Below are 14,187 nucleotides of genomic sequence, written 5' to 3'. Positions count from 1 at the left end.
CCCGACCCCATCTCGTAGGGCCCATCCGGCCCTCCCTGGCGCCGCCGACCCCATCTCGTGGAGCCCGCCCGGCCTCACCGCGTGGCGCCCGCCTGGCTCGATCGCAGCACCCGCCCGACTTGGTCCCCTGGCACACGTCCGACCCGATCCCCGACCCCGGACGACGGCCCCGGACTCGTCTCACGAACCCCGGACCAGCTCACGTCCGAGCGGCCCGGACCCATCTGACGATCCCCGGACCCGGCTCACGAGCCGCAGGCCCGCCTCACCATCCCGGCCCCAGCTCACGATCCGGGCTGGTCCGACCGTCCCCGGGCTCGCCCGACGATCCCCAGCCCGGTCCGATCGCCCTTCGACTCCGGCCGGCCGTCCCCGGACCCGTCCAGGGCTGCCCGGGCGACCGGTCCGGGCGACCGGTCCAGACCAGTCCCGCAGGAAACCGGTCCGCAAGCAGGGAGCCGGGTCCTCAAGCAGGAAACCGGTCCGCAAGCCAAGAGGCCGGTCCGCAAGCAGGAAGCCCGTCCCCAGCGGGCCGGACGCGCGACACGATCACCCCAACGGGAACAACGGCGTCCCGGCGTCCTTCTCGATCTTGGCGGTCCAGCTCTGCCGGTCCTGGTTCAGCTCCACGACCTTGGTCCGATCCTTCGTGTCGGTCGCCTCCGCCAGCACCCGGCCCCCCGCCGCCGCCAGCCGCGTCAGCTGGTACTCCAGCGGGATCCCGACAGTCTCCCCGTCCCCCACGTTGATCTGGGTGAGGGTCTGCCCGGCCTTGCTGCCCGCGAGCACGAGCAGGTGCTCGTCGTCCGCCCAGGCCACGTCCAGGATCCCTCTGTCCACCTCGGTCGTGGTCAGCGACTGGACGTTCCCCAGCATGGTCCCCGACACGTCATGGGTCAGCGCGCCGATCTGGACGGTGTTCTTCCCGGTGGTCACGGCCACCCTGACCCCGTCCCTGGCGATCCTCAGCCGCGTCACGTCCAGACCCTGCAGCTTGGGCGCCGAGACCCGCTCGGGCCCGCGCCCGCTGGCCGGGTCGTACCGCAGCAGGAACCCGTTCTTGGTGTCGTACGTCCACAGCGACCCGTCCTCGTGCCACGACGGCGGCGTGAGACCGGTGCCCTGGATGACCTCCTGCCACTGCCCCTCCGGGGTGAGCCCGGCCACGGAGATGCCGGTCGAGGTCGTCGCGGCGACGAGGGGGGCGCTGTTGCCCTCCTTGGACAGCGTGTAGTTCGAGTAGCCGTCGTGCGGCTCCCCGGCCGGTCCGGGCACGACGCCGGCCGGCCCGTCCTTGCCCATGTAGTGGACCGCGCCCTTGCTGACGTAGTAGGCCGAGTCGCCGCTGTCGTCCAGCCAGCCCTCGTCGCTCTCGGGCCGGTCGACGAAGTACGGCTCCCCGTCCAGCTGCACCTCGATGACACGGCCCTTGGCGACCTCGTTCCGGCTGAGGCTGTACCTGATCTGGGCGGCAAGGGAGTGCTCGACGCTCAGGTCGAGGGGGTCGAGCGGGCCGGACAGGTTGATCACGACGCGTTCCTCGCCGGACCACCGGATGGACTCGATCTTGGTGCCGGCCGGGAAGCTCGTGGTCACCGCGCCCTCCAGGGCCGCGGTCTCCGGCTTGAGCAGGCGTTCGAGTATGGTCTGCGCGAAGCTCTCCGTCGGCTTGAGCCGCAGGCGGACGCGGTCGACGACGAACTTGTCCTGCGAGATGCCGCTCATGTAGTAGAGGTTCGTCGGCCGGTAGGCCCGCGTCACGTCCGAGTTGGTCAGCAGCAGCCCGGTGGGCAGGCTCCTGACGCGGTAGCCGCCGCCCTGGGCCTTCACCAGCTCGAACGGGCGATCCCACGGGCCGGCGGTGGGCGCGTAGGAGTCGTCCTCCTTGATGCTCGCCACCCACTGCGCCTTGACCTCGTACTTCTCCACCGCTCCCCTGTCGTCGCGCGGCCCCTGCGACACCACCTCGAACGCGTCCGCGATCACCGTGACCGGCCCGGATGGGCTCCACTTGCCCAGCGCCTCGGAGGTCAGGTATTGGGGCAGGATCGTCGGGTCGTCGGGATAGGCGGCCATCGCGGCCTGCAGCCCCCTGATCGTCTCGTCCGGCCCCCACGTCGGCTCGGGCGGGATGGCGATCATGCGCTGGAACGACTTGGTCAGGGGGTCGCCGGGGCCGACCTCGCTGACGGTGTACGGGCCGCTCACCGGGATCACCGTGCAGCCGCTGCTCGCGCAGGCCACGGCGGCCGCGATCGCCACGGCGGCCCCGAGCCGCCTAGTCGTCGTCAAGGCCGGCCCCGTCTCCCGAAGCGGGCAGCAGCACGGGCGTCATGGCCCCGCGCCAGGTGCGCCGCATCTCGATCTCGGGCGGCACCAGCGACAGCGGCGAGCCTTTCAGGTCGGCCCCGGCCGACCTGGGCAGCGTCAGCCGGAACTGCGAGCCCTCGCCCGGCTGCCCCCAAGCCTGGAGCCAGCCGCCGTGCAGCGTGGCGTCCTCGCGCGAGATGGCCAGCCCGAGCCCGGTGCCGCCGATGGTCCTGGCCCGCGACGGGTCGGCCCGCCAGAACCGGTCGAACACCATCGTGTCCTCGCCCGCCTTCAGCCCGATCCCGTGGTCGCGCACGGCGACGGCCACCGCGTCCCGGTCGGCTCCGACGGTGACCACGATGCCCCGGCCCTCGCCGTGCTCGATGGCGTTGAACAGCAGGTTGCGCAGGATCCGCTCGACCCTGCGGTTGTCGATCTCGGCCATGCAGGGCTCGTTCGGCAGCCTGAGCTCGAAGCGGGTGGCGTGCCGCTCGGCCAGCGCCTCGGAGTCGCCGATCGCCCGCAGCACCACTTCGCGCACGTCCACGGGGTCGAGGTCGAGCGTGGCGGCCCCGGCGTCGTAGCGGCTGATCTCCAGCAGGTCGGCCAGCATCGACTCGAACCGCTCCAGCTGCGCCTGCATGAGCTCGGCCGAGCGGGAGGCCATCGGGTCGAAGTCCTCGCGGGCGTCGTAGAGCAGGTCGGCGGCCATCCGCACGGTGGTCAGCGGCGTGCGCAGCTCGTGGGACACGTCCGAGACGAACTGCCGCTGGACCTGCGACAGCTCCTCCAGCTGGTGGATCTTCAGCGCCAGGTTGGCGGCCATCTCGTTGAACGAGTTCGCCAGCCGGGCCAGGTCGTCCTCACCGCGCACTTTGAGGCGTTCGTCGAGCTTGCCGGCGGCCAGCCGCTCGGCGGCCTGGCGCGCGAGCCGTACGGGCGAGACGACCTGCCGGGTGACCAGGTACGCGATCGCCGCCAGCAGCAGCACCAGCCCGAGGCCCACCACGACGATGGCGAGCCTGACGTTGGACAGCAGCTCCTCTTCCTCGCCGAACGGGAAGAAGTGGTAGACCTCGTAGTTCTGGCCGGTGGACGGCACGTGGACCACGCCGCCGACCACGTAGGTCAGCATGGGCTGGCTCTGGCCGGTGAACGTGATCTCCTCGATCGAGCCGACGATCTTGCCGAACTCGAACTTGTCCACGTTGCGCTTGAGGTTCGCGCCGAGCGCCGACGGCACGTTGGCGGGCACGACGCTGCCGGACGCCCGCGACTGGCCGGGGGCGGTCCTGTTGAGTATCAGCACGTCGTAGCGCTTCTTGGAGCCGTCTTCGCCCGACCCGGTGACGGTGTCCATGACCTCGTCGAGCGGGTTGGGCGAGCCCTTCTTGCCGCTGTCGGCGGCCTTGCTCTGCTCGTCGGTGTCCAGCGCGAGCGCGTCGGCGATCTGCAGGCGGTCGGCGAACGCCTCGCTGACGGAGGAATCCTGGCTGCTCTTGACGACGGACCTGTTGATCTGGTCGAAGAGGAACGCGCCCAGCACGACCACCACGGTCACGGAGATCACCAGCGTGCTGGTGACGACCTGGAGCTGGAGCGAGCGCCGCCAGACGCGACGCACCTTGCCCGCCGCGCGACGCACCCGCCGACGAACGCCGCCGAGTATCTGGCGGAATGTCCGTCGGCGAGCTCGGGTCCTCTTCGTCGTCGGGGGCATGGCAGGGCGGGGCGAAGACTAGGCCGGGCCGGCTTTGTAGCCCACGCCACGGACCGTCACGACGATCTCGGGGTGCTCGGGGTCCTTCTCGATCTTGGCCCTGAGCCGCTGCACGTGCACGTTGACCAGCCGCGTGTCGGCCGCGTGCCGGTAGCCCCAGACCTGCTCCAGCAGGACCTCGCGGGTGAACACCTGGCGCGGCTTGCGGGCCAGCGCGACGAGCAGGTCGAACTCGAGCGGCGTGAGGTTGATGGTCTCCTCGCCCCGCTTGACCGAGTGGCCGGCCACGTCGATGGTGATGTCGCCGATCTGCAGGATCTCCGGCGTCGGCTCGTCGGTGCGGCGCAGCCGCGCCCGCACCCGCGCCACCAGCTCCTTCGGCTTGAACGGCTTGACGATGTAGTCGTCGGCGCCGGACTCCAGCCCGAGCACGACGTCGATCGTGTCGCTCTTGGCCGTGAGCATGACGATGGGCACCCCCGACTCAGCCCTGATCCTGCGCGCCACATCGATGCCGTCGGCCCCCGGCAGCATCAGGTCGAGCAGAACCAGGTCCGGGCGTGTATCCCGGAACGCATCGAGGGCCTTGTCGCCGTCGGACACAAATGACGGCTCGAAGCCTTCCCCTCGCAGCACGATCCCCAGCATCTCGGCGAGAGCGGCGTCGTCGTCGACGACCAGCACGCGACCTTTCATGGCCCCTCATTCGTTCTACGCATTGTGGGACATACCCGCACGATCGCTGAAGGTTACCCTTGGCAAGCCCATGAGTGTGACCTGAGCCCTACAAAAGGCGAATTTTAGGTCCGCCCCCGCGACCGCAATCTCAGTCTGCGGTAACAGAGCGTCTTTCGGCCATCCCTGGACGCGAACCTTGACCTGATTCGCCGGGGAATGCGGACAAGATGAGGTCGCGAATCCGCTCCGCGACACCACCGCCCCGCCCAGCGTGCCAGGATTGGGATATGTCAGACGGTCACGGTCCCCCGCCCGAGACGCCATCAGGCTGGTCGGCCGAACAGCCCCCGCCCTACAGCGCCCCGCAGGCCTCGCCGTGGACCGCGCCGGGCACGCCGGAGCAGGTGCCCTACGGACAGCCGTACGGCCAGCAGCCACAGCAGCCGCCGCTGGCTCCGCCACAGCAGGCACCCTACGGGCCGGGGCCGCAAACACCCTATCCGCCCCATCCACCGCAGCAGCCAGGATACGGCTACATGCCGCCGCCGGCGCTCCGGCCGGGGATCATCCCGCTGCGCCCGCTGGGGCTCGGCGACATGCTCGACGGCACGATCAAACTGATCAGGTCCAACCCGAAGGCCGTGCTCGGCCTGTCGGCCGTGGCCGCCCTGCTCGCATCCGTGCCGCTGGCCGTCGGGCAGGCGTTCCTGATCGACACCATGGGCAGCGCGCTCAACGACCCCGAGAGCTTCAGCAGCTCCTCGGGAGACCTCACCAGCCTGTACGGCGTCGCCGCCCAGTACGGCGGCAGCCTGGTCTCGTACGCGGTCCAGTTCGTCGTGGTGACCCTGCTGACCGGCGTGCTGACCCGCATTCTCGGCCGGGCCGTCTTCGGCGGCAACATCACGGCCGCCGAGGCCTGGCGGCTGGTCAAGGCCCGGATCCCGGCGCTGTTCGGGGTCGTCGGGCTGATGGCCGTCATCATGCTGGTGCCCGTGATCGTCTTCGTGCTGCTCATCGTGGCGCTGTCGCTCAACGCCTCGTCCGGCGACCTCGGCTGGCTGGCGGGGCTGACGATCCTGTTCGTCATCGGCTACATCTGCTACTACCTGTTCTTCAGAACGCGCTTCGCCTTCGCCTCCGCGGCCGTGGTCCTGGAGGGCCGCGGTCCCGTCGACGCCATGCGGCGCTCCTGGAGCCTGGTGAGCGGCGACTTCTGGCGGGTGTTCGGCATCCTGCTGCTCACCTCCCTGCTGGTCGGGCTCGTGGCGGGCATCCTGTCGGTGCCGTTCACGCTCGCGGGCACGCTGTTCGGCATGTTCGGCGCCGGCTCGGCGGCCACGACCATCGTGACCGCCATATTGATCGCGATCGGCGGCACGCTCGGGGCGATGTTCACCTATCCGTTCGAAGCCGGGGTCGCCGGTCTCCTCTACGCCGACCGCCGCATGCGCAGCGAGGCGTTCGACCTGGTCCTGCAGACCGCCGCCATCGAGCAGCAGCGGCAGGGGTGGGTGCACGCCTCGGCCGACGAGCTCTGGCACCCGTCCAACTCCGCGAGGTCGTGAGCGTGGTCATGGCCGCGCTCGCCGCGACCTCCGCCTGGTCGTCCGCCTGGTCGTCCGCGCCCGGCGCCGGGCCGTGGCTCGCCTCCGGATCGTGGCTGGGCTCCCCGATCGGCCGGGACGAGGCCGGGCGTCAGGCCGTCCAGGAGCTGGCCAAGCCGGCTTACGAGAAGGAGCCGTGGATCGACGCGATCTACCGGCGGATCATGCAGTTCCTCGGCGACCTGCTGGACGCGGCCACCGGCGGCGGCTCGGCCGGCGGGGTGATCGCGGCCGTGGTGATCGTGGCGATCGTCCTGGGCGTGATCCTGCTGATCTCGTGGCAGCTCCGCAAGACCGCGCGCAAGGGCGCGGGCGCGGCCGGCGGCCTGTTCGGGGAGCGGGCGATGAGCGCGGCCGAGCATCGCGAGCTGGCCCAGCAGCTGGCCGCGGAAGGCCAGTGGACGCAGGCCGTCCAGGAACGCCTCCGCGCCATCGCCCGTGACCTGGAAGAACGCGCGCTGGTCGACGGCATGCCCGGGCGGACGGCCGACGAGCTGGCCGCCGAGGCCGCGGTCTCGATGCCCGGCTTCGCCGCCGAGCTGGGCGCCGCCGCCCGCTCGTTCGACGACGTCACGTACGGCGGCGTGGCCGGGACGCGGGAGGCGTACGAGGCGATGAGCAGCCTCGACGAGCGGCTCCGGCAGGCCAAGCCCGTCCCGCTGGCCGCCGCGGTGCCCGCCGGCGTCGGCGCCGCGCCCGCCCCGGACGGAGGAGGGTCATGAGCGTCGCCGCGCCGCCTGCGGAAGCCGCGGACCGGTCCCACCCCACCTCGCCCACCGCGCGCTCGGCCTGGCGCGGCGGCCGGCTGATCCTGCTGCTCGGCGCCATCATCGTGCTGGCCGCCGTGGTCGGCGTCCTGATCGGCCCGCAGCGCGGCGAGTCCCGCTACCTCGACCCCGACGACACCTCACTGTCAGGCACCAGAGCGCTGGCCGAGGTGCTGCGCGCCCGCGGCGTGCAGGTCGACAGGGTCGACTCCGTCCAGGACGCCGCCGCCAAGGCCATGACCGGCAACCGGCTGACGGTGATCACCGACATGTCGTACTTCGACCAGCACGCGCTCAGCCGGGTCCCCGGCGACCGGCTGATCGTCGGAGACGTCTTCGGCATCGACGTCCTGGCCCCCGGCGTGCGCAGCGAGGCGATGGCCCCGCGGGTGCGCTCGCGCGAGCCCGAGTGCGCGCTCCCGGCCGCCACGGCCGCGGGCAGCGCGTACATGGGCGGCGTCGCCTTCCGCGGCCCGCAGGGAGCCTCGGCCTGCTACCCGGCGGGCGACGGGCACTCCCTGATCAGCTATCCGAACGCGGGCGGCGTCACGACGGTCGTCGGCGACGGCGCGTTCATGACCAACATGCGCCTGGCCGAGGACGGCAACGCGGCGCTCGCGCTCAACCTCATCGGCACCGGCAAGGCCGTCACCTGGCTGGTACGCCCGCAGCACCCGCCCGCGATCGAGCTGCCGGGCGAGCGCGGCGCGTCCATGTACGACCTGATGCCCGACAGCATCCGCTGGACCATCTACATGGCGATCATCGCGCTGGCGGTCACCGCGTTCTGGCGGGGCAGGCGCCTGGGTCCCGTGGTGACGGAGAAGCTGCCCGTCATCGTGCGCGCGGCCGAGACGGTGGAGGGGCGCGGCCGCCTCTACCGGGCCAGGAGGGCCAGGCAGCGCGCGGCCGAGGCGCTGCGCGCGGGCACGATCGACCGCCTCACGCCGAGGCTGGGGCTCGGCTCGGGCGCGGGGGCCCACGAGGTGGTCGCGGCGCTGGCCGCCCGCACCGGACAGGACCCCCAGCAGGTCGGCGCGGCACTGTACGGGCCGCCGCCGGTGGACGACAGCGGGCTCGTCGGGTTGGCCGGATACTTGGACTTCATCGAAAGGCAGGTCAGTGAACTCTGAGGAGACTTACCGCGTGTCGAGCTCGGGCGACTCGGCCAGAGACGCGCTGGGCGCGCTGCGCGCCGAGGTGTCCAAGGCCGTGGTCGGGCAGGACGCGGTGGTGACGGGGCTGGTCATCGCGCTGCTGTGCAGGGGGCACGTGCTGCTCGAAGGCGTGCCGGGCGTGGCCAAGACGCTGATGGTGCGCACGCTGGCGGCGGCGCTGTCCATGGACTTCAAGCGGGTGCAGTTCACGCCCGACCTGATGCCGGGTGACGTGACCGGGTCGCTGATCTATGACACGAAGACCGCGGAGTTCGAGTTCCGCGAAGGGCCCGTGTTCACGAACCTGCTGCTCGCCGATGAGATCAACCGCACCCCGCCGAAGACGCAGGCGGCACTGCTGGAGGCGATGGAGGAGCGGCAGGTCAGCGTGGAGGGCTCGGCCCGGCCGCTGCCCGACCCCTTCGTGGTGTGCGCGACCCAGAACCCGGTCGAGTACGAAGGCACCTACCAGCTCCCCGAGGCGCAGCTCGACCGGTTCCTGGTCAAGCTGACCGTGCCGCTGCCGCCGCGCGAGCAGGAGATCTCGGTGCTGGAGCGGCACGCCCGCGGCTTCGACCCGCGCGACCTGTCGGAGGTCAAGGCCGTCGCCACGGTCGAGGACCTGGCGATGGGCCGCGAGGCGGTCTCCAAGGTGCACATCGCGCCTGAGGTGCTCGGCTACATCGTGGACGTGGCGCGGGCCACCAGAAACTCGCCGTCGCTGCAGCTCGGCGTCTCGCCGCGTGGCGCCACGGCGCTGCTGGCCGCCTCGCGCGCGTGGGCGTGGCTGTCCGGACGGCCCTACGTCACGCCCGACGACGTGAAGGCGCTGGCCAGGCCCGCGCTGCGGCACCGGATCCAGCTCAGGCCCGAGGCGGAGCTGGAGGGCGCTACCGCCGACGGCCTGCTCGACGGCATCCTGTCCTCGGTCCCGGTCCCGCGCTGATGGCTCTGACCGGACCTGCCAGGCTCGGAATCGTGGTGATGCGCTGATGGCTCTGACGGGACGCGCCGGGCTGGTCGCGGCGATCGGGATCGTGGTGGTGCTGCTGGCGCCGCAGCCGGGCCCGGCGCTGGCCGGGGTCTGCCTGCTGCTGGTCTCCGCGATCATCGCGGACCTGGTGTTCGCGGGCGCGGTCCGCCCGCTCAGGCTCCATCGCTCGGGTGACACGCTGATCCGCCTCGGCCAGCGCGCCACGGTCGAGCTGATCGTCGAGAACCCGGGCAGCAGGCGCGTACGCGGCCTGCTCAGGGACGCCTGGCCGCCCTCCGCGGGTGCGAACCCGCGCGTGGCGGCGCTCGACGTGCCGCGTGGCGAGCGGCGCAAGATCGTGGTGACGCTCGACCCGACCAGGCGCGGCGACCGCTCGTCCGTGGCCGTCACGGTGCGCTCGGTCGGCCCGCTCGGCCTGGCCGCCCGCCAGGGCAGTCACCAGGCCCCCTGGTCGGTACGCGTCCTGCCGCCGTTCCTGTCGCGCAAGCACCTGCCCTCCAGGCTGGCCAGGCTCCGCGAGCTCGACGGGCAGCACCCGGCGCTCGTCCGCGGGCAGGGCACCGAGTTCGACTCGCTGCGCGAATACGTGGTGGGCGACGACGTCCGCTCCATCGACTGGCGGGCCACCGCGCGCCGCCACGACGTCGTCGTACGCACCTGGCGTCCCGAACGCGACCGCCGCGTGCTGATCGTGCTCGACACCGGCCGCACCTCGGCGGGCCGGGTGGGCGACGCCCCGATCCCCATGGCGGGGGCGGCGCCGGGCGGCGGCGGCCTGCTGGTCAGGCCGGATCCGCGCCCAGCGCCCGGCTGGCCGCGGCTCGACTGGTCGATGGACGCGGCGCTGCTGCTGGCCGCGCTGGCCGCCAAGGCCGGCGACCAGGTGGACTTCCTCGCCTACGACCGCGCCGTACGCGCCTGGGTGGGCGGGGCCTCCCGCACCGAGCTGCTGTCGTCGCTGGTCAACGTGATGGCGCCGATCGAGGCGGAGCTGGTCGAGGCCGACTCGCAGGGCATGGTGGCCGCGATCCTGTCGCGGGCCAAGCGGCGCTGCCTGGTCGTGCTGCTCACCGACCTCAACTCCGCGGCGCTGGACGAGGGGCTCATGCCCGTGCTCCCCCAGCTCTCCTCGCGGCACCTGGTGCTGGTGGCCGGGGTGTCCGATCCGCGGGTGGCGGCCATGGCCGGCCGGCGGAGCTCGGCGGAGGAGGTCTACGACGCGGCGGCGGCCGAGCACGCCCAGCTCGGGCGCAGGCGCATCACCGCCAGGCTGCGGCGGCACGGGGTCGAGGTGGTGGACGCGCCGCCGGACGACATCGCGCCCGCGCTCGCCGACGCGTACCTGGCCCTGAAGGCCGCCGGTCGCCTTTGAGCGCCGGGAACCGCCGGGCGCCATTGAACGCCGGGAACCGCCGGGCGCCTCTGAGCGCCGAGGACCGCCGGGCGCCTTTCCGGGTGGCGCGGCTAGGCCGTCGGGGCGACGTCGGGGGCGCGTTCGATGTCCCCCGTCTCGTTCTCGCGCAGGGCCCGACGGCCGAAGACGATCACGTACGCGAGGAAGGTCAGCTCGGCGAGCACTCCGATGCCCACACGCGCCCAGGTGGGCAGCCCCGACGGGGTCACGAACGCCTCGATCAGCCCCGACACGAACAGCACCACCACCAGCCCCAGCGCCACGCTCATCACGGCCCTGCCCTGCTCGGCCAGCGCCTCGACCCGCCTGCGCGGCCCCGGATCGATGACCGTCCAGCCCAGCCGCATGCCCACGGCCGCCGCCAGGAACACGGCGGTCAGCTCCAGCAGGCCGTGCGGCATGATCAGGCCGAAGAAGATGTCCAGCTTGTCCCGGGAGGCCATCAGGCCGCCGGAGATGGCCACGTTCTCGGCGTTGGCGTAGAGCGCGTACGGGATCGGCAGCCCGAGCAGGACCGAATAGACGATCATCAAGGCCGAGACCCACGCGTTGTTGACCCAGACGCGGGTGGCGAAGGAGGCGGCCGGGTTCTCCGAGTAGTAGTCGGCGAAGTCCTCGTTGACGAGCTGGGTGATCTCGTCGGGACTGGCGATCGACGCCTGCACCTCGGGGTTGCCCGCCACCCACGTGCCCATCGCCAGCGCGACCGCCACGAAGGCGAGCGCGCTGGCCAGCCACCACCACCGCGCCCGGTAGGCCACCACGGGGAACGACACCGTGAAGAACCTCACCAGCTCCCGCCACGCGGGCGTGTGCGCGCCGGTCACCGCGGACCTGGCCCTGGCCACCAGGGCGGACAGCCGCCCGGTCAGCATCGGGTCCTTGGACGCGGACCTGACGATGGACAGATGCGTGGAGACGCGCTGGTACAGGTCCACGAGCTCGTCCACCTCCGCGCCCGTCAGCGACGAGCGGTTCTTGATCAGGTGATCGAGCCTGTCCCATACGGGGCGGTGTGCTGTCACGAACGCATCGATGTCCACCCGAACATTCTGGCCGCTCTACCAGAGCGACATAGCCGTTAGGCTCCACATATGTCAGAGGTTGTGACCGGCGATGCCGTCGTCGTCGAAGTGCGCGTGGCGCAGATGCCCTCCCGCGCCCTGGCGATCGTCATCGACATGGCCGTTCAGTTCACGGTGCTGATCGGCGCCTACGCGCTCCTGGGGGCGTTCGCGGTGGTGTCGGACTTCGCCATGTTCAGCGCCGTCATGATCGTGCTGGTCGTGCTGGTGCTCGTGGGCTATCCGGTGATCTTCGAGTCGCTCACCAGGGGACGCAGCCTCGGCAAGCTGGCGCTCGGGCTCCGGGTGGTCAGCGACGACGGCAGCCCTGAGCGCTTCAGGCAGGCGCTGTTCAGGGGGCTGGCGGGGGTCGTGGAGTTCTGGCTGTTCTCCGGCGCGCCCGCGCTGATCGCCTCGCTGGTCTCGCAGCGCGGCAAGCGGCTCGGGGACGTCTTCGCGGGCACCATCGTGATCTCCGAGCGGGCTCCGCGCGGCGGCGGGCAGCTGATCATGATGCCGCCGCCGCTGGCCAGCTGGGCGGCCACGCTGGAGCTCTCCCAGCTGCCGGACGAGGTCGCGCAGGCGGCCCGGCAGTACTTGATGCGCTGGCACGACCTTTCGCCGCAGGTCCAGCACGAGATGGGGATCCGGATCGCGACCCAGGTGGCGGCGTTCGTCTCGCCCGCGGCTCCGGCCGGGGCGCCGCCGCACGCGTACCTGAGCGCCGTTCTGGCCGAGCGGCGGAGGAGGGAGCAGATCCGCTTCACGCAGCGCGCGGCGGGCAACGGCCTGTCCCACCTGACGCCCCAGCCCGGCCCGTACGCGCCTCCAGCGGGCCCGTACGCACCGTCCGCGGGTCAGCCGCAACCGCCCGCGGGATACCCGCAACCGCCCGCGGGATACCCGCAACCGCAGCCCCAGCCGCACCCGCAGGGGGGTTATCCGCCGCCGCAGCCGCAGACCCGCGTGCCCTACCCGGGGCCGGCCGCACCCGCGCCGGAGCCGCCGCAGGCGACTCCGGGCGGGTTCGCGCCGCCTCAGTGAGCGCGGTCAGAGGGCGGGCGCGACCAGGCGATCAGTGGCGGGCGGTCAGTGGCGCCGATAGGACTCCTGCGTCTGGACGTTCAACCGGTCGGTACGAACGCCCCTGGCGCTGCTCGTGCGCGGGTCGTCGATCTTGATGACGTCGAGGCCCTCGTGGAAGTCGGCCCCGTAGATGTAGCCGTTGTAGTAGTAGGCGGACCAGATGCCGCCACCGCTGCCGTCGGCCCGGGGGCCGCGCTCGAAGTAGCCGATCTCCTTCGGGCGGGCGGCGTCGGTGAAGTCCCAGATCGACAGGCCGCCCATGTACCACGCCTGGACCATGATGTCGCGGCCCTTGACCGGGATCAGCGAGCCGTTGTGGGCGACGCAGTTCTCGGAGTCGGCCTGGTAGCGCGGGATCTTGAAGTAGCTCTTGAACGTGAACTGCCCGTTCGAGATGTCATAGATCGCGTCCGCGCCCCGGTTCGGCCCCGTCGCCTCGTTGCAGGTGGCCGCGCCGCCGCCACCCAGCTCGTCGGTGAAGATGACCTTCCTGGCGTCGTTGCTGAACGTGGCCGAGTGCCAGAACGCGAAATTCGGGTCCGTGGTCCGGGCCGTGACCTTCGGGTTCAGCCGGTCGGAGATGTCGAACAGCACGCCGTCACCCATGCACGCGCCGGCCGCGATGTCCTTCTCGGCGTAGGCGGTGATGTCGTGGCAGCCGGACGTCGGGATCAGCAGCCCCGGCTGGGTCTCGTTGCCGCCGTCGGGGAAGATCACCGGCGTGGCCGCGACCGCCGCGGCGGTCGGTTCCCTGAGCGGCACCTTGATGATCGAGATCTTGTCGTGCGGCGGCAGGCAGTCGGGGAAGTTCGCGGCCGGCAGGTACGACGAGACGTAGATGTAGACGTTCTTGTTCCGGTCGCGGCCCTTGCCCGGCACCAGGGTCAGGGTGTGGGAGCCGCAGTTCGTCTCGACCGACTTGATGTACTTCGGGTTGGCCTTGTCGGAGACGTCGAAGATGCGTACGCCCTCCCACGACTCCTTGATGGAGGCGGACTGGCCGGTGCTGGCGCACGAGTCGTCGTTGCGCGAGGAGTCGACGGCGGTGAACAGCAGGTCGCCGTACACGCTGACGTCCATCTGGGCGCCCGGGCACACGACGGAGCTGACCGCCTTGGCGCGCTTCGGGTTTCTGATGTCGTAGATGGAGAAGCCGCCATAGTTGCCGACATAGGCGTAGTCGCCCTGGAAGGCGATGTCGGTGTTGATGGTCGCGGCGATCGGGGCGGGCTTGGGGATGTTCAGGACGTGGGTCACGTTGGGACTGGTGACGACGGTGTCGGGCGGCGGTATGTCGGTGGCCAGCGCAGGCATCGCCGTCAGCGCTAACGCGACGGCCGCCCCGGCCACGACGAGGGCACGGCAGGGGTTGGACACTCGAGAGCCTCCT

At 71.5% G+C, this 14,187-nt stretch carries 11 protein-coding genes; 6 read left to right on the top strand and 5 right to left on the bottom strand.

What is annotated here, in order from left to right:
- Positions 1-549: 549 nt before the first annotated feature.
- Genes ETD85_RS38415 through mtrA form a run of 3 tightly spaced genes read right to left on the bottom strand, consistent with a single transcriptional unit; the run spans position 550 to position 4,726 of the window.
- A complete protein-coding gene (locus tag ETD85_RS38415; RefSeq protein WP_138694743.1) occupies positions 550-2,292 on the bottom strand; it encodes an LpqB family beta-propeller domain-containing protein in 1,743 nt (580 codons plus the stop codon).
- Positions 2,279-4,030 (bottom strand): MtrAB system histidine kinase MtrB, encoded by a 1,752-nt coding sequence (mtrB, locus tag ETD85_RS38410; RefSeq protein ID WP_138694742.1) that lies wholly within the window; start codon positions 4,028-4,030, stop codon positions 2,279-2,281. Before mtrB ends, ETD85_RS38415 begins: the two co-directional genes overlap by 14 nt.
- 18 nt (positions 4,031-4,048) lie before the next feature.
- A complete protein-coding gene (gene mtrA, locus ETD85_RS38405; RefSeq protein ID WP_043620615.1) occupies positions 4,049-4,726 on the bottom strand; it encodes an MtrAB system response regulator MtrA in 678 nt (225 codons plus the stop codon).
- 269 nt (positions 4,727-4,995) lie between these two features.
- Here mtrA and ETD85_RS38400 point away from each other — a divergent pair, with 269 nt between their 5' ends.
- From ETD85_RS38400 to ETD85_RS38380, 5 genes are read left to right on the top strand one after another with little or no spacing between them, the layout of a single operon-like run.
- A complete protein-coding gene (locus tag ETD85_RS38400; protein WP_240779700.1) occupies positions 4,996-6,276 on the top strand; it encodes a DUF7847 domain-containing protein in 1,281 nt (426 codons plus the stop codon).
- Positions 6,273-7,037 carry a DUF4129 domain-containing protein gene (locus ETD85_RS38395; RefSeq protein WP_240779699.1) on the top strand — a complete coding sequence of 255 codons (765 nt, stop codon included), beginning with the start codon at positions 6,273-6,275 and terminating at the stop codon, positions 7,035-7,037. The genes ETD85_RS38400 and ETD85_RS38395 overlap by 4 nt, the downstream gene beginning before the upstream one ends.
- Positions 7,034-8,215, top strand: a complete 1,182-nt coding sequence (locus ETD85_RS38390; RefSeq protein WP_138694741.1) for a DUF4350 domain-containing protein — start codon at positions 7,034-7,036, stop codon at positions 8,213-8,215. The genes ETD85_RS38395 and ETD85_RS38390 overlap by 4 nt, the downstream gene beginning before the upstream one ends.
- Positions 8,216-8,228: 13 nt before the next feature.
- Positions 8,229-9,185 carry an AAA family ATPase gene (locus ETD85_RS38385; RefSeq protein WP_138694740.1) on the top strand — a complete coding sequence of 319 codons (957 nt, stop codon included), beginning with the start codon at positions 8,229-8,231 and terminating at the stop codon, positions 9,183-9,185.
- Positions 9,186-9,231: 46 nt separating this feature from the next.
- Complete coding sequence (locus tag ETD85_RS38380; protein ID WP_138694739.1) at positions 9,232-10,605, top strand: DUF58 domain-containing protein; 1,374 nt, start codon at positions 9,232-9,234, stop codon at positions 10,603-10,605.
- 92 nt (positions 10,606-10,697) lie between these two features.
- Here the strand turns inward: ETD85_RS38380 and ETD85_RS38375 are convergent, their stop codons facing one another.
- The gene (locus ETD85_RS38375; RefSeq protein WP_138694738.1) at positions 10,698-11,690 is read right to left on the bottom strand and encodes a stage II sporulation protein M; all 993 of its coding nucleotides are present in this window, start codon (positions 11,688-11,690) and stop codon (positions 10,698-10,700) included.
- A 51-nt stretch (positions 11,691-11,741) separates the two neighbouring features.
- Between ETD85_RS38375 and ETD85_RS38370 the strand changes: the two genes are divergently transcribed.
- Positions 11,742-12,755 (top strand): RDD family protein, encoded by a 1,014-nt coding sequence (locus tag ETD85_RS38370; protein ID WP_170247070.1) that lies wholly within the window; start codon positions 11,742-11,744, stop codon positions 12,753-12,755.
- 45 nt (positions 12,756-12,800) lie between these two features.
- Here ETD85_RS38370 and ETD85_RS38365 read toward each other — a convergent pair whose 3' ends face one another.
- Positions 12,801-14,174 (bottom strand): LVIVD repeat-containing protein, encoded by a 1,374-nt coding sequence (locus tag ETD85_RS38365; RefSeq protein WP_206059130.1) that lies wholly within the window; start codon positions 14,172-14,174, stop codon positions 12,801-12,803.
- Between the last annotated feature and the right edge of the window lie 13 nt (positions 14,175-14,187).

This window comes from Nonomuraea zeae (genome assembly GCF_005889725.1).
GTDB classification, from domain to species: Bacteria; Actinomycetota; Actinomycetes; order Streptosporangiales; family Streptosporangiaceae; genus Nonomuraea; species Nonomuraea zeae.
Note: the sequence above shows the minus strand (reverse complement) of the source record. Positions and strands in the feature narration are given on the sequence as shown.

What these genes read in the sequence shown, in the direction of transcription:
- ETD85_RS38400 (WP_240779700.1), top strand. Translation starts at nt 4,996, where the DNA reads ATGTCAGACGGTCACGGTCCCCCGCCCGAGACGCCATCAGGCTGGTCG.
- ETD85_RS38390 (WP_138694741.1), top strand. Translation starts at nt 7,034, where the DNA reads ATGAGCGTCGCCGCGCCGCCTGCGGAAGCCGCGGACCGGTCCCACCCC.
- ETD85_RS38380 (WP_138694739.1), top strand. Translation starts at nt 9,232, where the DNA reads ATGGCTCTGACGGGACGCGCCGGGCTGGTCGCGGCGATCGGGATCGTG.
- mtrB (WP_138694742.1), bottom strand. Translation starts at nt 4,030, where the DNA reads ATGCCCCCGACGACGAAGAGGACCCGAGCTCGCCGACGGACATTCCGC.
- ETD85_RS38370 (WP_170247070.1), top strand. Translation starts at nt 11,742, where the DNA reads ATGTCAGAGGTTGTGACCGGCGATGCCGTCGTCGTCGAAGTGCGCGTG.
- mtrA (WP_043620615.1), bottom strand. Translation starts at nt 4,726, where the DNA reads ATGAAAGGTCGCGTGCTGGTCGTCGACGACGACGCCGCTCTCGCCGAG.